Annotated in this window: 25 protein-coding genes and 3 tRNA genes; 17 read left to right on the top strand and 11 right to left on the bottom strand. The window is 38.8% G+C overall.

What is annotated here, in order from left to right; genetic code table 11:
- Positions 1-143 precede the first annotated feature (143 nt).
- From spoVT to OXPF_RS17505, 11 genes are all read left to right on the top strand, one after another.
- Positions 144-701, top strand: a complete 558-nt coding sequence (gene spoVT / locus OXPF_RS17555; RefSeq protein ID WP_054876528.1) for a stage V sporulation protein T — start codon at positions 144-146, stop codon at positions 699-701.
- A 99-nt stretch (positions 702-800) separates the two neighbouring features.
- Positions 801-2,360: a putative polysaccharide biosynthesis protein gene (locus tag OXPF_RS17550; RefSeq protein ID WP_054876527.1), complete on the top strand. Its 1,560-nt coding sequence runs from the start codon at positions 801-803 to the stop codon at positions 2,358-2,360.
- 14 nt (positions 2,361-2,374) lie between these two features.
- Positions 2,375-3,850: a bifunctional methyltransferase/pyrophosphohydrolase YabN gene (gene yabN / locus OXPF_RS17545; protein ID WP_054876704.1), complete on the top strand. Its 1,476-nt coding sequence runs from the start codon at positions 2,375-2,377 to the stop codon at positions 3,848-3,850.
- Between the two features lie 55 nt (positions 3,851-3,905).
- On the top strand, positions 3,906-4,217 hold the full coding sequence (locus tag OXPF_RS17540; protein ID WP_160317260.1) for an HU family DNA-binding protein: 312 nt from the start codon (positions 3,906-3,908) through the stop codon (positions 4,215-4,217).
- Between the two features lie 78 nt (positions 4,218-4,295).
- Positions 4,296-4,553: an RNA-binding S4 domain-containing protein gene (locus tag OXPF_RS17535; protein WP_054876525.1), complete on the top strand. Its 258-nt coding sequence runs from the start codon at positions 4,296-4,298 to the stop codon at positions 4,551-4,553.
- A 112-nt stretch (positions 4,554-4,665) separates the two neighbouring features.
- Positions 4,666-4,995, top strand: a complete 330-nt coding sequence (yabP, locus tag OXPF_RS17530) for a sporulation protein YabP (RefSeq protein ID WP_083480023.1) — start codon at positions 4,666-4,668, stop codon at positions 4,993-4,995.
- A 24-nt stretch (positions 4,996-5,019) separates the two neighbouring features.
- Positions 5,020-5,499 (top strand): spore cortex biosynthesis protein YabQ, encoded by a 480-nt coding sequence (yabQ, locus tag OXPF_RS17525; protein WP_054876524.1) that lies wholly within the window; start codon positions 5,020-5,022, stop codon positions 5,497-5,499.
- Between the two features lie 72 nt (positions 5,500-5,571).
- Entirely contained in the window at positions 5,572-5,847 is a 276-nt protein-coding gene (locus tag OXPF_RS17520; protein WP_054876523.1) for an FtsB family cell division protein, read from the top strand.
- Positions 5,848-5,967: 120 nt separating this feature from the next.
- Positions 5,968-6,393 (top strand): S1 domain-containing RNA-binding protein, encoded by a 426-nt coding sequence (locus tag OXPF_RS17515; protein ID WP_054876522.1) that lies wholly within the window; start codon positions 5,968-5,970, stop codon positions 6,391-6,393.
- A 60-nt stretch (positions 6,394-6,453) separates the two neighbouring features.
- Entirely contained in the window at positions 6,454-7,356 is a 903-nt protein-coding gene (locus OXPF_RS17510; RefSeq protein WP_054876521.1) for a Ppx/GppA phosphatase family protein, read from the top strand.
- 104 nt (positions 7,357-7,460) lie between these two features.
- Positions 7,461-7,549, top strand: a tRNA-Leu gene (locus OXPF_RS17505).
- Positions 7,550-7,633: 84 nt separating this feature from the next.
- Here OXPF_RS17505 and OXPF_RS17500 read toward each other — a convergent pair.
- From OXPF_RS17500 to OXPF_RS17480, 5 genes are all read right to left on the bottom strand, one after another.
- Complete coding sequence (locus OXPF_RS17500; protein WP_054876520.1) at positions 7,634-9,349, bottom strand: flavin monoamine oxidase family protein; 1,716 nt, start codon at positions 9,347-9,349, stop codon at positions 7,634-7,636.
- 139 nt (positions 9,350-9,488) lie between these two features.
- On the bottom strand, positions 9,489-11,207 hold the full coding sequence (locus OXPF_RS17495) for a flavin monoamine oxidase family protein (protein WP_054876519.1): 1,719 nt from the start codon (positions 11,205-11,207) through the stop codon (positions 9,489-9,491).
- Positions 11,208-11,299: 92 nt separating this feature from the next.
- Positions 11,300-11,710: a CBO0543 family protein gene (locus OXPF_RS23545; RefSeq protein ID WP_341442912.1), complete on the bottom strand. Its 411-nt coding sequence runs from the start codon at positions 11,708-11,710 to the stop codon at positions 11,300-11,302.
- Positions 11,711-11,820: 110 nt separating this feature from the next.
- Positions 11,821-12,051: an aspartyl-phosphate phosphatase Spo0E family protein gene (locus OXPF_RS17485; protein WP_054876517.1), complete on the bottom strand. Its 231-nt coding sequence runs from the start codon at positions 12,049-12,051 to the stop codon at positions 11,821-11,823.
- A gap of 67 nt (positions 12,052-12,118) precedes the next feature.
- The gene (locus OXPF_RS17480) at positions 12,119-12,799 is read right to left on the bottom strand and encodes a GGDEF domain-containing protein (protein WP_054876516.1); all 681 of its coding nucleotides are present in this window, start codon (positions 12,797-12,799) and stop codon (positions 12,119-12,121) included.
- A gap of 167 nt (positions 12,800-12,966) precedes the next feature.
- Between OXPF_RS17480 and OXPF_RS17475 the strand changes: the two genes are divergently transcribed.
- From OXPF_RS17475 to OXPF_RS17465, 3 genes are all read left to right on the top strand, one after another.
- Entirely contained in the window at positions 12,967-13,305 is a 339-nt protein-coding gene (locus tag OXPF_RS17475; protein WP_054876515.1) for a helix-turn-helix domain-containing protein, read from the top strand.
- Between the two features lie 301 nt (positions 13,306-13,606).
- A tRNA-Met gene (locus tag OXPF_RS17470) sits at positions 13,607-13,683 on the top strand.
- Positions 13,684-13,688: 5 nt separating this feature from the next.
- Positions 13,689-13,765: transfer RNA gene (locus OXPF_RS17465), tRNA-Met, on the top strand.
- 132 nt (positions 13,766-13,897) lie between these two features.
- Here OXPF_RS17465 and OXPF_RS17460 read toward each other — a convergent pair.
- The 6 genes from OXPF_RS17460 to OXPF_RS17445 are packed head-to-tail and all read right to left on the bottom strand — an operon-like array spanning position 13,898 to position 17,569.
- The gene (locus OXPF_RS17460) at positions 13,898-14,716 is read right to left on the bottom strand and encodes an ArsR/SmtB family transcription factor (RefSeq protein ID WP_054876514.1); all 819 of its coding nucleotides are present in this window, start codon (positions 14,714-14,716) and stop codon (positions 13,898-13,900) included.
- Positions 14,717-14,751: 35 nt separating this feature from the next.
- Positions 14,752-14,919, bottom strand: coding sequence for a hypothetical protein (locus tag OXPF_RS22635; RefSeq protein WP_160317259.1), 168 nt, complete (start codon positions 14,917-14,919; stop codon positions 14,752-14,754).
- A gap of 35 nt (positions 14,920-14,954) precedes the next feature.
- Positions 14,955-15,764: an ABC transporter permease gene (locus tag OXPF_RS17455; protein ID WP_054876513.1), complete on the bottom strand. Its 810-nt coding sequence runs from the start codon at positions 15,762-15,764 to the stop codon at positions 14,955-14,957.
- Complete coding sequence (locus tag OXPF_RS17450; protein ID WP_278308408.1) at positions 15,748-16,455, bottom strand: ABC transporter ATP-binding protein; 708 nt, start codon at positions 16,453-16,455, stop codon at positions 15,748-15,750. Before OXPF_RS17450 ends, OXPF_RS17455 begins: the two co-directional genes overlap by 17 nt.
- On the bottom strand, positions 16,437-16,745 hold the full coding sequence (locus OXPF_RS23430) for an ATP-binding cassette domain-containing protein (protein ID WP_278308407.1): 309 nt from the start codon (positions 16,743-16,745) through the stop codon (positions 16,437-16,439). Before OXPF_RS23430 ends, OXPF_RS17450 begins: the two co-directional genes overlap by 19 nt.
- An 11-nt stretch (positions 16,746-16,756) precedes the next feature.
- Positions 16,757-17,569: an ABC transporter permease gene (locus tag OXPF_RS17445; RefSeq protein WP_054876512.1), complete on the bottom strand. Its 813-nt coding sequence runs from the start codon at positions 17,567-17,569 to the stop codon at positions 16,757-16,759.
- Between the two features lie 484 nt (positions 17,570-18,053).
- Here OXPF_RS17445 and spoIIE point away from each other — a divergent pair, with 484 nt between their 5' ends.
- From spoIIE to hpt, 3 genes are all read left to right on the top strand, one after another.
- Entirely contained in the window at positions 18,054-20,453 is a 2,400-nt protein-coding gene (gene spoIIE, locus OXPF_RS17440) for a stage II sporulation protein E (RefSeq protein WP_054876511.1), read from the top strand.
- A 251-nt stretch (positions 20,454-20,704) separates the two neighbouring features.
- Positions 20,705-22,096, top strand: a complete 1,392-nt coding sequence (tilS, locus tag OXPF_RS17435; RefSeq protein ID WP_054876510.1) for a tRNA lysidine(34) synthetase TilS — start codon at positions 20,705-20,707, stop codon at positions 22,094-22,096.
- Position 22,097: 1 nt separating this feature from the next.
- Positions 22,098-22,640: a hypoxanthine phosphoribosyltransferase gene (hpt, locus tag OXPF_RS17430; protein ID WP_054876509.1), complete on the top strand. Its 543-nt coding sequence runs from the start codon at positions 22,098-22,100 to the stop codon at positions 22,638-22,640.
- Positions 22,641-22,643: the final 3 nt, after the last annotated feature.

The following is a 22,643-nucleotide window of genomic DNA, read 5'->3' as shown; positions in this document are numbered from 1 at the left end:
TTTTAGTATCTTTGAAAAAAATAAAGATAAGCTTATAAAATTTAGATTATTTTTAAAGCGGTTTACAGAATATGAATAAAATGTATATCGCGGTAGAATAATAAAATTACAAAGCTTATATATAGGTCAAAGGAGGGACAGTAATGAAGGCTACAGGCATTGTTAGAAGAATAGATGACCTAGGAAGGGTTGTAATTCCAAAAGAGATAAGGCGAACACTTAGAATACGAGAAGGTGATCCTCTTGAGATATTTACCGACCGAGAAGGAGGGGTAATTCTCAAGAAATATTCCCCCATCGGAGAATTAAGTGATTTTGCTAAAGAATATGCAGAATCATTGCAGCAATCCATAGGCCATACAGTATGTATTTCTGATAAAGACACTATTATTGCAGTGACAGGTGCTCCTAAAAAAGAGTACATGGAGAAAAGAGTCAGCGAAGACATAGAAAGGGTTATGGAAGAGAGGAGAACTATACTTAGAAAAGGCAAGAATGAAGGAAAGGGCTTTGCCGTATCTTCAGACGAAGAAGACGGGTCTAAGTATTCTGCACAGGTTATAGCGCCTATCATAGCAGAAGGAGATCCTATAGGCGCCGTAATTATATTTTCAAAAGATGCTGAGGTTATGATGGGCGATCTGGAAAGCAAATTAGCAGAGACGGCAGCAGGTTTCCTGGGAAAACAGATGGAACAATAGTTTAAAAAGCAGCATAGCTGCTTTTTTTCTTTTGTTGTCATAAAGTATGTAATGATGGAATAGCATTTTTTGAAAAGGGTTTTTTGGGGGGATGAAAGCATGTCAAAAAAACAAAGTTTCATCACAGGGGCTTTGGTTCTTGGGGTTTCGGGAGTAGCTGCAAAAGCTCTGGGTATATTCTTCAGATGGCCGGTTACCATGTTAATCGGAGATGAAGGCATAGGAATTTATCAGCTTTCTTATCCTATTTATATGTTTATAATAGGTATAATGTCGGGTTTTCCTGTCGCGATATCCAGCATGGTATCTCAAAGGGTGGCGGTAGGAAACAGGTTTGGAGCTTACAGGGTGTTTAGGATATCCCTTTATATACTGGCCTTATTGGGTTTTTTTTCGTCACTCATTCTGTATTTCGGTGCTCCTCACATTATAAGAGCCCTCCGTTGGGGGAAGGAGGCCTATTATTCTCTGGCAGCTGTGGCTTTTGCCCCTGCCTTTGTAGCAATAATGAACTGCTACAGGGGATATTTTCAAGGGCTTCAGATGATGACACTGCCTGCTATATCCCAAATAGTAGAACAATTAGGAAGAGTAGTGATAGGAGTCAGCCTTACATATTACTTTCTTCCCTTGGGAGTGGGTTTTGGTGCTGCAGGTGCATCCTTAGGTGCCGGTGCCGGTGCAATATTAGGTTGTAGCATACTGATATTCGGATTTTTAAGGGATAAAAATGATCTTATTCCATCGGAAAAAAACAGCAAGGAAAGTGTTGTAAAAGTAATAAAGATTATATTATTTACTGCTTTTCCCATATCTCTGGGGATGACGGTGAATTCCGTCATGTCCCTTATAGATTCCATTGTGGTTCCGGGGCAGCTGCTTTCTGCCGGCTTCAGCAGCAAGATAGCTACAGAGCTTTACGGACAGCTGGCAGGAAAGGCCCATGTGCTTATAAATGTGCCTTTGACTTTATCTACGGCATTGAGTATATCACTGGTGCCTGCCATATCTGAAGTGAGGGCGCTAAAGAGCTTTGAGAGAGTCAAAAAAAGGTCGGAAAGCGCTTTTAAAGCTGCTGTTATTTTGGGGCTTCCGTCCACAGTAGGCTTATTCTTGCTGTCAGATCCCGTTCTTCATCTTGTTTTTCCAGGAAAAAGTGAAGGCGCTTTAATACTTCAAATATTATCAGCCAGTATCATTTTCATAATAATAGCTCAGACCATGGTAAGCATACTTCAGGGCTGCGGAAAAGTGTTCACCCCCGTTAAAAATATCGCCTTAGGCTCGCTGATAAAATTTATTGTATGTTACATATTAACGGGCATGCCGGCAATAAACATAAAGGGTGCCGCCATTTCATCAGTTATCGGACATATGGTTGCAGCCCTTTTAAGCTATAGAGATGCCGCCAAGTGCGCATATTTCTCCTTTGACATAGATAAAATGCTCTTAAGGCCAATGCTCTCGGCCATTGTTATGGGGATAGGAGTTTATTTTACATACCATAAATTCATAGCATACACCGGCAGTAATGGTTTATCTACCATAACATCAGTAATAATTGGTATAATAGTATATATAATCATGATAGTATTGACGGGATGTGTATCCTTGAAGGATATTGTAAATTATATAAAGGAAAGGAAACAAAGGAAATAGAGAGGGGAATACAGATGGGTAATATTACAATAGTAGGATTGGGGCCGGGCTCTTTTGATGACCTTACCTTAAGAGCGGTTAGGGAAATGGAGAATGCCAAGGCCATGTTTTTAAGGACCAGGAAACATCCTACAGTAGAATATATTGAAAAATTAGGTCTTATTTTTAAAAGCTTTGATGAAGAATATGATACTCTTTCTACCTTCGAAGATGTCTATATGAATATAGCTCAAAAAATAATAGAAGCGGCAAGAATAGAAGATGTGGTATATGCCGTTCCCGGACACCCACTGGTTGCTGAGGACACGGTACAGCGCATATTAAAAATTTCGGAGGATGAGGGGATAAAGGTTTCCATTGTAAGTTCCGTAAGCTTTATTGATGCGGTGATAGGTTCTTTATCCATTGACCCCATTGAAGGCCTCAAAGTATTGGATGGCCTTCAGATAAAGGAGCAAAAATTAGATACGGCGTCACACAACATAATTACTCAGGTATATAACAGAAGAGTGGCCTCAGATGTAAAGCTTAAGCTTATGGAACAATATGAGGATGAAACCCAAGTGATACTTATAAAAGCAGCGGGTGTTCCAGGGCTAGAGCGGATAGAGCCTATGCCTTTATATGAAATAGACAGGGCGGAATGGGTGGACTATCTAACAAGTCTTTATGTTCCTCCCATAAATAAGAAAAAAAGATATGAATTTGAGGATTTGATATCTGTAATGGAAAGGCTCAGAGGGGAGGATGGCTGCCCCTGGGATAAAGAGCAGACTCATGAATCCTTAAAGCAGTACCTTATTGAAGAAAGCTATGAAGTCTTAGAAGCCATCGATGAGGGGGATATAGATAAATTCTGCGAGGAATTGGGAGACGTCTTATTACAGGTTGTTTTTCATGCCAGCATAGCCATGGATAGGGGAGATTTTGACATAACGGATGTGACAGACAGGATTACAGATAAGATGATAAAAAGGCATACACATATATTCGGCAGTGATATATGCGATACTCCCGATCAAGTGGTGGATAACTGGGAAGAGATTAAGAAGAAAGAGCAGGGTTTTAATACAGTAACTGATACCCTAAGGCATGTACCTAAAAATCTGCCCGCCTTAATGAGAAGCTACAAGGTTCAGGATAAAGCCGCAAGAGTGGGCTTTGACTGGGATAGTGTCGAAGGGGCCTTACTTAAGGTAAATGAAGAAATTCGGGAGTTTCTTGATGTATATAAATCAGAAAATTATGGTAAGATAGAAGAAGAGCTTGGAGATCTGCTTTTTGCTGTTGTCAATGTATGTCGGTTCCAAAATGTGATGCCGGAATTCGCCCTTAACGGGACGACGGAGAAGTTTATTAAGAGGTTTAGCTACATAGAAAGGGAAGCAATTTCTCAAGGTAAAAAAATGGAGAAAATGACCTTAGAGGAGATGGATGCGCTGTGGAATGCGGCTAAAATGAATAATTTTTTAAAAAGTGATAAAAACTAATGGTTAAAAAGAAGGATTTTTCAAGTTTATGAAGAATATGCTATTCTGTAGTTGAATGTACTTCAACCAACGTATTTTAGGAGGGAAAACGATGAACAAAGCTGATTTAATCACAAGTATAGCTGAAAAAAGTGGATTAACCAAAAAAGATGCTGAAAAAGCTCTAAAAGCTCTTATAGACAGTGTAGAGGAAGCATTGGAAAAAGGTGAAAAAATCCAGTTAGTTGGATTCGGAACATTTGAGGTAAGAACAAGGGGAGAAAGAAAAGGCAGAAATCCAAGGACAATGGAAGAAATAGCTATTCCGGCTTCAAAAGTTCCAGTATTTAAAGCAGGTAAGGAATTCAAAGATAGGGTAAATAAATAGTTTGATAAAAAATCAGGTTTAGGCCTGATTTTTTATTAATGATGCGCTTTGGCGCAGTCTAATGTTAAGGAGGATGACATGAGACTGGACAAATATCTTAAAGTATCCAGAATAATAAAAAGAAGAACTGTAGCAAAGGAAGCCTGCGATACTGGCCGGGTATCCATTAACGGAAAAGTCGCAAAGCCGGGTACGGAAGTAAATGTAAATGATATAATCGAAATACGGTTTGGGAACAGGATGCTGAAGGCAGAAATACTTGATGTAGCTGAAAACGTAAAAAAAGAAGGAGCAGCGGCCATGTACAGAGTAGTGGAGGGTGAAGACACTTTTTAAGTGTCTCTTTTTTATGTCCATTAATTGAAAAATGGGACTTAGGTTACTTTTATCATAATTAATAAATTTCTTTCATATAATTCAATAGATTATTTCCGGGAGGTCAACTCAGATGGATGAAAGAAATAGAGTGAAACCAGAATTAAAGCCCCAGAGTTCGAGGATTTTAAAGGGAGACAGAAAACATAGCTATTCTTTAGAAAACAGAGAAAAAATGGTGCTTTCAGGAGTACTTAATGTTGAAAGTTTCAATGAAGGAGAAATAATGTTAGAAACAGAATTAGGCATGCTCTCCATAAAGGGATCGGCATTGCATATGAGCAAGCTCAATTTAGAAACAGGGGATTTGCTTATTAACGGCAGCATCGATTCATGTGTCTATAGTGAAAAGCAGGATTTTAAAACCAAAGGAGCGGGAATTTTAAGCAAATTATTCAAGTAGCCTTAACTTTAGGAGGACTTTTAGATGATATCCACAGTTGAAGCTCAGTTTACATCTTTAATAATTTCTGTTTTTGCCGGGCTTTCCGTAGGAATTTTATTTGACATATACAGGACTATTAATTATTATGCCAGGCCATCAAAAGCCTTTCTTTATTTTATGGACTTGCTGTTTTGGGTTGTGACTGCCAGTGTAGTTTTTATAATACTTCTTAACGCGGATTTTGCAGATCTTCGAATATATACTTTCTTTGGGATGACTTTAGGCATAGTGGTATATATCAAGCTTTTTTCTTCATACATATTAAAATTTTTTAGATTTCTTATATATTCAATTTCCAAGCTTATAAGGATACTCATAATTACCATAAAGCTGCCATTCAAGCTTTTATACAGCGTAGCCTGGGGACCTATGAACTATATAGGGACATCCCTTATCGTTGCCTGCAAAAACATATATGCTTATGCATTCAGAATCATTAAAAAGATAAATACTAAAAAATAGAGAAATCGTGAAGGAATTTATGTAGATATATAGAATTTAACAATGTAACAAACTTCACGAGGGATGGATATTATGAAGAAGAGAAGATTTAAAGTCAGATTTGTAATGATTTTAGCCATAATATGTTATTTCGGATACATACTCTTTGATCAACAGGCTATGATGGTAAAGTATAAAAAAGAAATAGAGCAATTAAATGCTGAAAAGATGAGTATTGAGGAAACCAATGCCAATCTTCAGGATGAGATAGATTTTGCCCAGACCAAGGAATATAAAGAGCGAATGGCAAGGGAGAAAATGGGCCTTATTATGCCCGGAGAAAAAACTTACGTTATCAAGGAGGAGTGATGTTTACAGACGGACTGATGTGCACTGTTTGTGAACAGCTTGACACTATTTTTAGGTTATTATATAATTACATCATTAATGAAGATATTTTTTATGTTTTTAAGGAGGAATTCTTTCTTTATGACCCTGAAGGTAGGTAGTATCGTAGAGGGAACTGTTGTAAACATTACAAATTTCGGAGCATTTATCGAGCTCATTGGCGGAAAAACAGGTCTTGTGCATATTTCAGAGGTTTCCAACACCTTTGTCAAGGATATACGCAATTTCTTGAAGGAAAGAGACAAGGTAAAGGTAAAAGTGATTTCCGTAGAAGATGATGGTAAAGTAAGTCTCTCTATTAAACAAGCGCAGGATAAAAATGATAAAAAATCTTTAAGGCCTATAGAAATTGATTGGGATAAGGAAAGAAGCAAATCAATTCCTCTGTCCTTCGAGGATAGGCTGTCAAAGTTTATGAAAGACAGCGAAGAGCGTTTCCAGGATATCAAAAAGAATCAGGATGCCAAAAGAGGCGGAGGTTATAGCAGGAGAGGTTCATCATATTAAAATAAGCGCAATAGGCATTTCACAAACGGTGAAGTGCTTTAGTTTTTTGGAGGGAAATAAATGTTACTCGGAGCAATGGATATCGGAACTAATTCAACCAGGCTTCTTATAGCCGATGTAGATGGGGAAGTAAAAAGAATAGAAAAGCATACTATCATAACGAGATTGGGCAAAATGGTGGACCAAAGCAAACGTTTAGGTCAAGAGGGCATTGATAAAAATATAAATGCCCTATTAAGGTTTAAGGAGTTATGCTTATCTTATGGCATAAGAGATGTATATGCTATTGCCACCAGTGCCGTAAGAGATGCGTCGAACAGGTATGAATTTATCAGCGCCGTAAAGAGAGAGACGGGCATTGATATAGAAGTAATATCTGGTGAGAAAGAAGCACAGTTGGGTTTTTTAGGGGCCTCCTCCGTAGTCAAAGAAGGCTATTGTCTTATATGCGACATAGGGGGAGGGAGTACGGAGCTGATACTAGGATTGGATGGCAAGGTAATTAAAGGGCAAAGTATTGATATAGGTTCCGTAAGGATAACTGAAAGATTTTCAGGTCTGAATACATCGGAAGATAACATAAAAAATGCCTATGAATATATAAAAGCCATCGTCAATAGCGCGGTAGATGATATTAAAACAATTAAAAACATAAGTCTCGTAGGTATAGGAGGCACCGTAACAACCCTTGCAGCCATAGATATGGGACTGACAACATACGATATAGACAGGGTACATGAGTATAAGCTTAATAAGAATAGGGTCGATGCCATTTTTTCGCGATTTATAAGCTTAAGTCTGGAGGAAAGATATAATATTCCAGGTCTTCAAAGAGAAAGAGCCGATGTAATACCCATGGGTACTTTGATACTTAAAACAGTCATGGAAGTAACTAATTTATACTCAATTACAGTGAGCGAAAAGGACAATCTTGACGGATTGCTTATTGATAGGTGCATTTAGTGGATATATGTGGAATAACTAGCATAAAAAATATGTGATAATTACTATTGACGATGGTAAGCATATATACTATAATAGATTTTGTCGCAAGAACAAATAGACGTGCCGGAGTGGCGGAACAGGCAGACGCACAGGACTTAAAATCCTGCGATCTTTACCGATCGTACCGGTTCGATTCCGGTCTCCGGCACCAAACATAAATATACGGCTTTGAACGGTTTTGAATCGATCTAAGCCGTATATTTATGTTTTCAGATAAGTACCACCTTCAGCAATTTCATCTTTGATATTTATGAATTATGCCATAATATGCAATGTCTTTAGCTGCAATCATGCCGCTTTGCAGTGCCCCCTGAAGCCATCCGTTTTTCGGTGAAGTGTGTTCTCCGGCGAAAAACACTCTGTTTCCATATTCGGGGATTGTAGATATATATAAAAAGTCTCGTTGCTGACCCGGAAGGAAAAACTGGAATGCACCGAAGAAATACGGCTCACTGGACCAGTTAATGGTCTTGAATCCGGAAACTATTTTATTAAAGTCTAAAGACCACCGCGGCAGCCCGTGGACCTTTTCAACTTTGTTCCTCAGATAAAGATATTTTTCCATCGGTAAAAAGTTGCCCAGAGAATCAGCGTCCTGTCCTATATTATATGAAGCTATAAGCACACCCGGCTCACCGGGAGAACAGCCGGGGCTGCTTTGCGAGCAGAGCGCATGGTCCTGGGGGTATATAATCATCTGAATTATTTCATCGGTATAAGAGGAACCTCTGTAAATGCCCAATCTCTCCCAGAACCGTTCCCTGCAGAGGAAAAGTGTTCTCTGGGCATCCTGATAATACACCTGCTTAATTGCCTGCATCTTCCTAGGAGTAAAGACCGGGGAAATATCCATTGGCCTTAGTGTCGGATAAGGTGCCGCACAAAGAACATAATCAAAATCTTCGAAAATATCTTCTGGAACAGTTGTGCGCATGTACCGTATAGCTACTTTTCCATTTGAGGCCGATTTAAAAATTCCGGTTACAATAAATCCACCCTTCCAATTGACACTCCCTAGAGCATCCTGTGGTATGCCCGGATATTCTGAAGGATTTGGAGATGTCAGTGAATTATAAAATGCCAGAGGAAGATTCAGCATCCCTCCGGATATCCTGTATGGATTCATATAATCCAGCGAATATTCACTATGCAGCTCAGCTGCATAACTGTTGTCCAGTAATGCCCCTACGGTAGGCATGACGCTTGTAATCATATTAACTGCGTCAAGGCTCAAACCATATTGCTGCATAGCCTGGCGGATACTGATATCCTGCAGGGCCTCCAACCTATAATCATACCTTGGTAATGTCATGAGCAGTTGTTTTCTCACTTCAGGGGGCAGATTGGACAGGTAGTGTTTTGTAACCTGATCATATAGCTCCGGCCATTGAGTATTAGTTTCCTCAACGGTTAAATTGAAGAGAGGATAAATTTGATGGCGTACATTTTGCCCTTTATTATCAGCCCTTACTCTTACTTCCCTAACATATATAAAACTATTGGAGTTCTCTGAAATTATCGGTAATGTATCCAATTTGAAGAGGTTGATGTAGTGCCATACTGTTTCATGGGATGCAGGTATTCTTCCTGCTCCGAGTTCCCCGTACAGCTTTTTTCCGTTATCAAAATAATAAGTGTATATCCTTCCGCCGACCCTTTCAGTTATGGGTTCAAAGACGGTAATATCAAAGCCGAGTTTCCGCAGTTCAAAGGCGGCGGCCATGCCTGCAAGACCACCACCGATTATACCTACTTTGATGGCCTTAAATTCTCCAGGACTTATAGAACGGGTTATATCTTGAGGTGGGCGTAAGAGCCCTACAATGTTTTCGTAATCCTCGGGCCTTCCGGCTTCAACGAGGGAGTTGTAAATAATTTTATGTCTTTGTTCATCTGTTGGATTTTTAGGCAAAGGAACTGGCTGAGGGCCATTTGTAGGAGTTGAATGCATATAAAAGGCTCCTGAATAAAAATAATACTGATATTTTATTATATTACCGGTATCATGCAAGCATGATAACTTATGGTATCCATTAAAAAGATGATTGAACATTTGCCATATGCCTTTGACTAATTCTATTTTAGCGGAGTCACTTTTGATGTTTACGGATTATAGAATAGCAGGCAACGTCATTTGCAGCGGACATGCCGGTTTGCAGCGCTCCCTGTATCCATGCATTTTTAGTGGAAACTTGCTCACCTGCAAAAAATACTCTGTTATTGAATTCGGGAACTGATGATGGATATAAAAGCTCAGTCTTCAGTCCCGGTAAGAGCGCCCGGAAAGCGCCTTTTGCATAGTATTCCTGGAACCAGTCTACTGTTTTATGATCCAGTACAATGCTTTCCAAATATTTTTCCGGGAGCCCATGAACCCGCTCTACATCTTCACGGACAAATCTATATCGGCTGGAGACGTGGGCATGGCCCAATCTAATGGCATCCTGGCCAACATTATATGATGCTGTCAGCACACCTGGTTCAGAAAAACTATTGGCGCTATTTTGCATATTGGGAGTATGGTCTTGAGGATATGATATTATTTGACTGATTCCATCGGTGTAAGATGAACCTCCAAAAATACCCTGCTTTTCCCAGAACCTTTCCTTACAGAGGAAAAGGGTCTTTTGGGCATCGAGATTAACCACATTCTTTATAGCCTCCATTTTTCCTTCGCTAAACTGAGGCTGGATATCCACCAGCCTTAATTGGGACATAGTGATAGCACAAATAACATAGTCAAAGGTTTCAAATGAATCTTCATAATGAGTATAGGAAGGGAAAGCCCTGTGTTTAACAACAACCTTTCCGTCGGTGCCTGACTTGTAAAGGCCATAGACCGCATGCCCTCTTTTCCAGGTTATCCTTCCAAGGGCGCTTTGGGGTATTCCGGGGTATTCCGGAGGGTTGGGTGAAGATAGGGAACTATAAAATGCCAGCGGGAGATTTGCCATTCCCCCATCTATGCGGTACAGGTTAAAATAATCCATAGTATAGTCATCATTTAAGGTTCCTTCGAAGCTATTGTCAATTGTGGACCCTGTAATGGGCATAACGCTTGTAATCAGATTTATAGCAGCGCTGCTCAGTCCATATAAGTTTAATGCCTGGCGGATACTCATGTTAATGATATTTTCAAAACGTACATCGTATCTCGGCAATATCATAAGAAACTGCTTTCTTATTTCAGGGGTCAGATTTGACAGATAATATCTGGAAACCTTATAATAAAGTTCTGGCCAAGGGGTGTTTGCTTCCTTTGAAGGTAAGTTAAACAATGGATAGATACTATGGAATATATTTTGCCCCTCAAGGTCGTTCCTCACCCTTATATTTCTCACATAGGTAAAGGTATTGGGGTCTGCATTAATGTAAGGTATGGTATTTAATTTAAAAAGATTGATATAGTGCCATGTAGTTTCGTGGGATATAGGTATTCTGGTGGCGCCAAATTCTCCATACAATCGTTTTTCCTTATCAAAATAGTAAGTGTATACTCTTCCTCCAATCCGATCGGCAACAGGGTCAAAAATGGTAATATCATATCCAAGCTTCCGGAGTTCAAATGCAGCAGACATACCTGCAAGGCCGGCCCCTATAATACCTACCTTTCTGCCTTTGAATTCTCCGGGATTTGCATAGCGTGTTATATCCTGAGATGGGGACAAAAGGCCTATGATATTTGTATAATCATCATTCCTGCCGGCTTTATTAAGGGATGTTCTCAGCATATCATGTCTTTGTTCATCAGTGGGGTTATTAGGGTTAGGTGCGGGGGTTTCAGGTAGAATCTTTGGATATTGGTACATATGTAAAAACTCCATAAAAGTACTGACATTCTATTATACTGACAAATCTGAATAAATATGAAAATTCCGTAAAAGAACACTTAATTGCTGTCTTATAGTTTAAAGAACCACACATAAAATTTTCTCGAAGCAAAAAACGTTATATATAAGGTAATCCAGGTTAAATACCATGACCAATGTATATACTTAATAAGATTTGTGTATTTTTCAATAAATATCTCAATTACAGTTATTGCCGTACAATAATATAAATAATATATGAATTGTTTTAGCAAAGTTTTCTTTCCAGGATAGTGAAGGTTGAAAACAACACAAATTACAGGATAAACAAAATATTCAAATGTAAAACTTGTTTTATTTGCATATTTGAATATTTCAACCGGATATTCAATCAAATCGTATTCTACAACCAATAACCCCAATATCCATGTCATCAATTGTTTAAAGAGAAAAATTAGCCAAGCATGGCGGATTCTATTTTCTGGGACAAAAAATAATAACATCAATGAAGCTATAATCCATGAAGATGCTAATATAATTGACTCTTTGCCCATATTACTATGTCATCTCCTGATAAAGCGCTAGGGTGAAATTACTTACTAGGTTGATCAGTTTAAACCACCTGTTTCCTGCAATAGAGAGTATCCTCTGTACTGCTCTGTAATGTGTAAAACTCTACGATGGTTTTGTCTAATTCCTGGCTTATTTCCAATACTAAGGGATTGTCTAAATTTCCATTGCTTATGAGAGAATTTAATTGACGCTTTAGAATATCTACTTTTTCAGCAATTGTAATCATATCGTCAATTCCTTTCATCCATCTTTCAGGAAATAGTAAAACCATTATACCCTGTAAATCCTTAAGCACCGGTTGACTTAGGAAAGATATTGTCTTTATATACCCAGCTCAGCTACTTCAACAGAAGCTGCCCTTTCATGCTTACTACTCTGTTTTTCTTCTCTTTAGCTTTATATAATGCTTGGTCTGCCATAGCTACAAACTTATCCATATCCATATCAATTTCCGTACAGGTAATACCGATGCAAATTGTAACTTTACAGGGAAAACTATGATTTTCAACTACACTCCTTATACGTTCAGCATATGCTTTTGCCCCTTCACAGTCAGTATCAGGCAGTATGATCGCAAATTCCTCACCGCCCCATCTTACAACAATGTCTTTCGCCCTTGCGTGTGTCTTGAAAATGCTTGCAAGCTCTGCTAAAACCCTGTCACCTTCAACGTGTCCATAAGTATCGTTAATATTTTTAAAATTGTCCACGTCAATAACTGCAAGAGATACAGATGATTTAACCTTTTTCAAGCGTCCCATTTCATGTGCAAGCCTGTTGTAAAAATAACGCCTGTTCTTTAAGCCCGTTAATGAGTCGCTGTTGGAGCGGTCATGCAGCTTTTTAATTAACAGTCCGAACATCAACCCTGAAAGTGTCTGAGTGAATATGACAGTTGCCCATAACAACAAGTCTGCGTCTGGCGGCAAGTATTTAACGGCCATGTAAATAAATAAACTAAAAATAAAGCCTGATGCCGATATAATAGCAGGGGCTGATTTGTAGAAACACCATCTCATCCATGGCACCCCACTTTATACATTTTTGGCTTTCCAATTACTACAAGTATAAGGAAAAGTTTTGCAAAAGTCAACGGTTATAACCGTCATAAAAGTTAAATTGTCCATTATGACTGGTTGCACCGATAGCATAAACAGGATAATTTTTCTTGTAAGGGGTGACAAAAATGAATGACATTGTAAAATTAGTAGGTGAAAGAATACGTAATTTACGGAATGAACGAAACTGGAGTCAGGAAGAACTGGCACATAGGGCAAATATGCACCGTTCCCATTTAGGGGAAATTGAGCGTGGTGAAACAAGTGTGACTGTTGAAAGTATAGCTAAGATCGCGGGCGCTTTTGAAATGACCCTTGAGGAGGTCTTCAAACATTTGCAGCCTTCCTTTGAAAACAAGGATAACACCACATTGACCCTTTTAATGAACAGGATCAATAATTTAAGTACTGACAATCAAAAGACCATGCTTGATCTTATAGACCTTCTTCAGCATTGGAAAGCATAGTATTCTATTCAAAAGGGCCTGTATACTCAAGATGTAGGTCTTTTTAATGCTGTAGATACTGTCTGCCTACATGTACGGGGGAGGCCACTCATATTATGCATGGAATAAGTTCAGAATGCACATGATATTTATAAGAGTCCTTGGATGGACCGATTAAATGCGTTAAAGGCAGCTGATAAAACGGCAAAATTTACTTTAAAAAAATTTCCTAAAGACCTTGAAAGTGCATGAATATGATGCTATACTATTTCTTGTCGTAACTTAGGATGCATTATAAATTAATCTATAAAAAAGTTTTTATCGCGGGGTAGAGCAGTTTGGTAGCTCGTCGGGCTCATAACCCGGAGGCCGTGGGTTCAAATCCCTCCCCCGCAACCATTTGTGGCGGCGTAGCTTAGTTGGCTAGAGCATTCGGTTCATACCCGAAGGGTCGTAGGTTCGAGTCCCACCGCCGCTACCAGAAAAAAGCAGTGAAATCCATTGATTTCACTGCTTTTTTCAATTATATTCGTCCTTGCGTATCAATTATATTCGCTGGGTGAATGATATCATGATATCGCCTGCGGCAATAATATCTGCTGCCGACGCTGATTTACCCCATATATTCATATATCGCCCATGGGATTTTGTCAATGGCTGATGTGTTCAAATAATAATAGATATAGTTGCCGCTTCGCTCCTTATACAGGACTCCTGCTTCATAAAGCAGCTTCAAATGTTTTGATACGCATGCCTCGGTGAGCTTTAATTCGGCTGCAAGGCTCTGGGTCGTCTCTCTTTGTTTAAAAATCCTCCTTAGAATTTTCAGCCTTGTTTCATCGGAAAGCGCTTTTACGACGCGGAGTAAATCCCTCGGTACCGATTCCTCACCTTTATTCAGGTGCATCCTGATTGTAAACTGCACCATATCCTGTTCATAATCCATGAGTAAATGAGGATCGATATAGGAGCTTATTCGCACCACAATTCTGCTGAAACTGGTAAAAGGTACCGTGAACAGTTTGTATTTATGAAATAAAAAGGCATCATTAGTAATTTCAATCCGATTATGCAGCTTTGCTATATATTTCAATATGCCTGAATGCCTGCATTGTTCCGATTCTCGCCGGAGATTCCTTACAAGTAAGGGTTCAACATAACGGATTTCTTTTTCAAAGCAGGTAAAGTAATATTCTTTCAATACGCCGGTTATCTTACTTTTCACTTTCTCATCGGTGCACTCGGTTATGTTGTTGTATTTGGCATAAGCTTCGTGGAAGCTGGTCAAGGGCAAGTCCTCCAGGAAGTTTATTGCAGCTATAATGTTGAAATCATCGCATGCTTCATAACAGTTACAAAGATCCATAATAACGCACCATTCTTCTGTTTTCCCGCCCAATTCCACAATATCGGTTTTAAGCTTCGATGGCATGCGGGAAAGCAGCAGCTGTGCCCATTCCAGGCGTTCTAAATGATGCTCAGTTTTACAAGAACATGAAGGCTGCACAGCATTTCAAAAAGAGGGGAGTATGTAAAATCAATATGCCAATTGTTTTCATTAACTGAATTAACGATCATTCTGCCACCTGCTTCGTTTTTTACCATTATATCATGAACTTTATCGTGTAAATTCATATGAAATGGATGCTGCAAGTATTAATTATGGTATACTAAAAAAGCGACATGTTTCCGGTCTTTTTTGCATGCCTTTCTCCCAGCAGCAAACATACGCCCGAAATAAGAAATAATACCAGAATAATGCATGTGCTGGTTCCAATGAAAGTCCTTAAATCATAAATACTCTCGCTATTTAAAAAGACACCGCGCATGGCTTCAACGGCATAAGTCAGTGGGAATATCAGGCTGATCATTTTTGCCCACAGCGGAAAAAGCACAGTAGGTATTTTCACACCTGAAAAAATCTCCATTGGTTCTTCCAAAATTGTAAAAAGAAAGCCTGTATCCCTTGAGAACAGGAATAATGAATTTAAAAATAGTCCCCAACTAACTGCCATCAGCATCATCAAAGCAGCTGCAGCTAAAGCTGCCGGAATATTTAAGTTCAAATCATGCTGCTTAAGAAACAATATACCTCCTGCAAAAACTGCCATCACCCAAACGCTTTCAAAAACCGACGACAGCGCGTTGCCCAGGATGATACTCATCCGGTTGACAGGTGTGAGATAAATCAGTTCCAGCGTACCCGACTCCCTTTCAAATGAAAAAAACCATGCCGATTGAACCAGAGATCTGAAAAAACTCATACATAAATAACCAATTAATATAAACAAAATAAGGTTTTCTTCGTTTAAATAAGGTATTTGGGCATTTTCAATGGAGAAGGGCTTAAAACTATAATATGCCGAAACAAAGCTTATAAGCGGCCAAAGGGACAAGGGCACATAAATCATTTTGCTGTGGAAGTAATTCTTGTGCTGCTTGATGGCTTCCGCAGTTACCGATTTAAGAAATCTTTTCATTGTTCCATGCCCCCTTCGAAAGCTTAATGATGGCATCTTCAAGCTTTGGGGCCTCTTCATACAGCTGTTTTATTACCAGCTTATGCTGTATGCACGCAGCAGACACACAGCCTGCCATGTCCTGAGACGATGTAATTATATAGCTGCCCTGTACTTGATTCATCTTAACCTCGGCACCTGGATCCAAAGTCCGACAGGCCTTGCTTATAAGCTGAAGGGCATCATCTTTCTCTGTATCCAATTTCAGCATCAATGTTTTGGTGCTCATTCCGTATCGGGCAAGTTCACTTGTAGTCCCTTCAGCCAACACAAATCCATTGTTTAAAATATATACATAATCACACAGCTCTTCAATTTCAGCCATATAATGAGAGGTTAAAAGGATTCCTTTACATTCAGTTTCAGCTATATTTTTTACATGAGTTCTTAACTCTCTGGAAATAACAGAATCCAAACCCAGCGTGGGCTCGTCCATAAAAATGTAATCCGGGTCGTTAATAAGCCCCCTTGCTATTTGGAGCCGCTGCTTCATGCCCTTTGAATAATTTTCCACAGGTATGTCCTGTTTTTCTTCAATCCCAACCAATTTCATCAAATAATCGATGCGCTTGTTTAAAAGCTTATTATCTATTCCATATAACTGCCCGAAATACCATAGGTTTTCCTTTCCCGTTAAACGCCAGTAAAGCATCCTCTCACCCCCGCCACCATATTGATTTTCTTTTTTACTTCCATAGGATTTTTGACGGCATCGATGCCATCTACCGAAATAGTTCCAGAGGTAGGTAAAAGCAATGTTGATAGCATTTTTATACTCGTCGTCTTACCGGCGCCGTTTACACCCAACAACCCGACGATTTTACCTCTTTTAAGCTCCATGTTCAGCTCCTTTACGGCTTCAATGGTGGTTTTTTCCGACTTTAAAAAGCCTTTCCTTATTTTGGTTTCATAAGTCTTTTTCAGATTTTCAGCAATAATCATTCTTTTGACTCCTATCCGTGTATTTTTTCCAGAGCTATCAATTCTATTTTCCGTAACAACTGAAAACCGATGAGGGTATAAAACGTGCTAATCGAAACCAGATAAAGCAACCGTTCAAATTGCATTTCAATACTGTTGCCCAGCAATACAGCATTACGAATTAGGATAACGGCATCTGTCACCGGAATCAGTTTCGCAATACATTGGGCCCAATCTGGAAGGTATTGGATAGGAAAGGTAATGCCGCATAAAAGAAAGATCAAGGCAAACAGTGTGTTTTGAGAGATATAGGTATCACGGGAATATAACATTACACAGGCTAACAGTATGGAAATCGAGAAGAAAGCATACAGGCTGACAATAAAGGAGAATAAGAAAGATAGTAAGTTGAAATTAGAAAACCGCAGTCCGAAAGGGATGCTTAAAAGCACCATGATCAAAACTTCGCCGCTGGTTGTCAGGACCTGCTGAAGCATATTTCCTAAAAAGTATTGAACTCGCTTAAAGGGTGCCATCATGAGGCTTTCCAATGTGCCTTCCCGTAACTCAGTAATCAGGCTCCTGCTGACATTCAGAGCGGTTCTGACGACATATAAATATACTGCTGTTCCAACGATAACAAAGCTCATATAATCGGTTGTTCCTGTAAGATTAGCAAAGCTGACTTTGGTATTGCCTCTAAAAAAGAGATGGTACATAAAAAATGTGTAAATGGCCGTATAAAGTCCCGTAAGGAGGTTCCCCACAAAGAAATGCTTGGGGTATGCCCTGAGCTGGATAATGAAATTCCGCTTGAAGGTTGCGGTGAGTACTGCTAAATCCATAAAAAACCCCTTTCTGATTAACTGATTAGTTAATTACTTAGTGCTTTGCTTTAAGGCAGCAACATTATAAGCAGAGAAGGGGTGGGTGTCAATATGGTTGTATAATCCATTCATTATCCTCACAAAAAAATCCGATGTAATTGTTACAAAGCTTGTATTTACAGGCTTTTTTATCACTTTATCTTTATAGTGATTGCTTTTTAAAAAGCCTCTATAGCGACAAACAAAAGGTGTCTATAATCTTTTAAAAACAATTTAAGTCTTTTCCATAGGCAGTATCACCAAAATATTCCTTAAGAAAGTGTTTTCTCATCCTTAATTAATCATAAACACAAGTCGAATTAGACAGATGTTTTTGTCAATCTATAATTATACGTCGCATGATTATTGAATATTCCGCTTATATTATTACAAATTATCCCAAAACGCCGTGCTATAATAGCCTTACCTAAAAAACCAAGAGGAAAAGGATTGGGGTGGTACAATGGTTGAAAAGGCATTAAATGCCGTGGAGCAAAATTCATACAATGTAAAACACGGCAGGCAGTATTTAATGGGCCGAATAAAGGAAATAGCTCTGGAAGGAACATTTATGCTTTCCGTTATGGGATTCATAATAGGAAGGGCATCAATATTAAATATGCTGTCCCCCTTCGGAGTAGCCTTTATAGTTTCAGTTGCATTAATTGCCGGTAATAAAAATGTTGCTGTAATAGGGACAAGCATTATTGCCGGAATAATGACCAGGGAGGTGGGATATGAAACCATACAGTCAATAGTAAGCATAATGCTTAGCTTTGTGGCTATTAAATTGCTGGGCTATAAAGACAGGGTCAATACATTAAAGGCAGGGGTTGTTGCTTTCACAATCAATTTTGCAGTATCCTTGCTCATGAACTTATTGACTAACGGTACATTTATATTATATGACACCTTAATGGGGTTATTTAATTCCACAATAATTATGGCTCTTGTATACATATATAATTTTGCACTTCCCATAATCATGGATAAAAAGAGCCGAAAAGTCCTTTCCAACGAAGAAATGATTTGTATAGCCATATTGTGTGCCATTTTAATATCAGGGTTATCAGACATTTATATAATGGGAGTTTCCTTTAAAGTCGTGATGTCTGTTTTGATAGTTATTTTGGCTGCTTATGGTCAGGGGGTAGGGGTGGGCGCGGCAATCGGAACTACGGTGGGGCTAATAACATGCATATCGGCTGATCAGGTGCCGGTTATAATAGGAACATATGCATTTTGCGGCCTTCTTTCAGGATTGTTTAAGGATACCGGCAAAGTCGGAGTTGCATTAGGCTTTATAATGGCCGATTTGATAATTTTGTTCTATTTAGGAGGAGAGCAGTGGATTATAGGGTATAAGGAACTGGCCTCAGGAATAATACTCTTCATTCTTCTGCCTTCATCAATAGTAGAAAAATTCATCCCGTTTATGGATGCATCGGCAAAAAGCCGTTTGGAACAACAATCCTACATAAAGAGAATGAGAGACCTTGTGAAATTTAAAATTTCTAGAATGAACGATGCGATAATTGAGCTCTCCAAAGCTATGGAGGAAAATGAAAGCAGCGAGAAAATCAGGCAGAACAGCGAAATGAACTCTCTGGTAAGTTCTATAGTTGATAAGACCTGTGCAGACTGTGATGCAAGAAATATATGCTGGAACAGGGATTTCTACAGGACCTATCAGAACATATTTGATATGCTGGATGTGGTTTCGGCAGACGGAAAGGTGGATTTTGAGAACGCTCCCGAGGAGTTAAAGAAAAAATGTTTAAGGCTGGGACAATTGGTTAAAACAACGAACTATATGTTCGATATATATAAAATGAATTACAAGTGGAGATTGAAGGCAAGAGAAGGCAGAAAAGTTGTAGGCGAGCAGCTTGTGGGTGTATCCAAAGTATTGAATGATTTATCAGAAGAAATAAGGCAGGATATGTATTTCCACAAGGATGTCGAAGAAGAGCTGGCAGTAGCTCTTGACAAGGAAGGCCTCCAGTTTAATGACATTGTAGTTATGAAGGACAATGCAAACAAATATCAGGTTAACCTTTATAAAAAAGCATGTTTGGGAAGGAGGGAGTGTATAAAGGACATAAGTCCTGCAGTCTCAAAGGTGCTTAAAAAGAAAATGAGAAGAGATAAGACCTCCTGTATTATTAATGAGGGAAGCAATGTTTGTTATTTCAAGCTTGTGGAAGCAGTGAAATATCAGATATCCACCGGAATGGCAAGAGAAATCAAAGATAAAGGGGGAATATCCGGAGATAATTATTCATTTATAGAGCTTGATGACGGAAAGTATATGATGGCTTTAAGCGACGGTATGGGGACGGGTCCCACGGCGGCAGTGGAGAGCAACTGCGCAATAACTCTGCTGGAAAAATATCTTGAAGCAGGTTTTGATAAATCTACCGCTTTAAAAGCCATAAATACTGCCATATCTCTAAAGTCTCTGGATGAAGATTATGCCACCGTTGATTTAGCCATTGCCGATTTATATACCGGCCAGGTGGAAATTATCAAGATAGGGGCTGCATCTACTTATATAAAAAGAACCGATGGTTCTATTGAGAGGATCAACTCTACCAGCCTGCCAATAGGGATATTAAGCAGCGTGGATATGGAGTCGCAAACTACAAAACTGTCTCATGGAGATTTGATAATAATGGTCACAGACGGCGTTGAGCAGTCCTTGGGTGACGAATATGGGCCTGTTTCGGCCATAGAATCCATTGAGAGCAGAAATCCGCAGCAGTTTGCGGAGGAATTGCTTAATATTGCAAAGAACAGGTCAGGCAACGATATAAAGGATGATATGACAGTGCTTGTATCAAAAATATGGGAGGTTATGTGAGAAAATATTGACGTCAAAGCTTAATGTGTAAACTTATATAATTGAATAATTTTTTAATATTTGAGCTTCTGAAGAAAAAACTTCGGAGGCTTTTTTATTGATAGCCTGTTTAAGTTTCTTAACTGCTTATACCGAATAGATTATAATTATTAAGGATAAAATCCACATAAGAACATGTTTACAAGTCGGTCATTAAAATATATTATATTTTTAGATTAAGGGTTATATTTTGTAAAAGGCATGGTATTCATATGCTTAAAGGCGTTCTTAAAACAATTGAAAAATATAATATGCTAAATAAAGGCGACAGGATAGTTGCGGCTGTATCGGGAGGTCCGGATTCCATGGCCCTCCTTCATATATTGTATACATTAAAGGATAAATATAATTTATATATTCATGGCGCCCACTTAAACCATATGTTAAGAGGCGAAGAAGCCGACCAAGATTGCGAGTATGTGAAGGAATTTTGCCGCAAGCGCTCCATACCTCTTAGTATAGGCTTTGAGGATGTTGAATTAATGGCAAAAAAACAGGGTATTTCTCTTGAAGAAGCAGGCAGGGTAGCCAGATACAAGCTATTTGATGATGTGGCAAAGGAAATAAAAGCTTCAAAAATTGCATTGGCTCATAATATGAATGATCAGGCTGAAACTGTATTTATGAGGATTATGAGAGGTACGGGATTAGATGGTTTAGGAGGAATCAAGCCCGTAAGGGATGGAATATTTATAAGGCCTCTTTTGTTTACTTTAAGAGAGGACATAGAAAAATATTGCCGGGAGCATGACATAAATCCAAGAACTGACAGTACAAATTTAGAACCCCTATATCTTCGGAATAAGCTGAGGCTTCAGTTAATACCATATATAAGAGAAAACTACAGCAGCAATATAGAGTCCCTCATAAGCTCCATGGCAGAGCTTTTAAGAGAGGACAGTGAGTTTTTAGAAGAGCATGTCAAAAATATATATAATGAAATATGCACTCAAAATGAGGGAAAGGTATCTATAAATATAGACAGCCTTAAAGAACAGCATTCTTCAGTTAAAAAAAGGATCATAAGAAAGGCAATTGAAAATGTAAAAGGAAATCTCAATGCCATAGAAAGCAAGCATATTGAACTTCTGCTTTCGATTATACATAATGGGATGACAGGGGCGGCCGTAGAACTTCCCGGCGGAATTAAAGGCATCATAAGCTATAAACTTTTAAATATTATAAAATATACAGGAGAAACTAATATAAAGTTCCGCTATGAGATCAACATTCCGGGATTAACACGTATAGATGAAACCGGGGATATAATGGAAGCTCAGACTGAGGAATATAAACTCTCCTTGCATAATGAGAAGGACTATTTAAAATATTTTGATTATGATAAAATAAAAGAAAATTTGGTTCTGCGCACCCGGGAAGAGGGGGATTTCATTACACCGGCAGGCATGAAGGGAACAAAAAAGCTTAAGGAATTCTTCATAGACCAAAAGATTCCGAGAGATATAAGGGACAGAATACCTGTCGTAGCCTGGGGAAAAGAGATAATCTGGGTGGTAGGATACAGAGTAAGTGAAAATTATAAAATAACAAAAAAGACTGAAAATGTATTAAGACTTGAGTTTAAGCAATGTAGGGGGAGATAAAATGATACGCGATGTACAGGAAATACTATTATCCAAGGAACAGATACAGGAGAGGGTAAAGGAATTAGGAGAACAAATCACGAAGGAATACGCGGGTAAGGAACCCATGTTAATCGGTGTACTTAAAGGTTCGGTGCCCTTTATGGCAGATTTAATAAAGGAGATATCAGTACCCTGCACCATTGATTTTATGGCGGTTTCAAGCTATGGTGCATCCACTCAATCTTCGGGTATTGTAAGAATTTTAAAGGATCTTGACTCAAATATTAAAAATAAAGATATCATAATTGTAGAAGATATAATAGACACAGGGTATACCTTGAAGTATTTGATTGAAAACCTTATGTCAAGAAAGCCTGCAAGCATAAAGGTATGCTGTCTTCTTGACAAACCTGACAGGAGAAAGGTGGCGCTGGATATTAATTATAGGGGCTTTACCATTCCTGACGCCTTTGTGGTGGGATATGGCCTTGATTATGCGGAAAAATACAGGAATCTTCCCTATATAGGAATACTCAAAAGGGAAGTATATCAAACGCCTTAAGTA

Source organism: Oxobacter pfennigii, from assembly GCF_001317355.1.
Classification (GTDB): Bacteria; Bacillota; Clostridia; order Clostridiales; family Oxobacteraceae; genus Oxobacter; species Oxobacter pfennigii.
The sequence above is the reverse complement of the archived record's forward strand: the minus strand, read 5'-3'. Positions and strand labels throughout refer to the sequence as shown.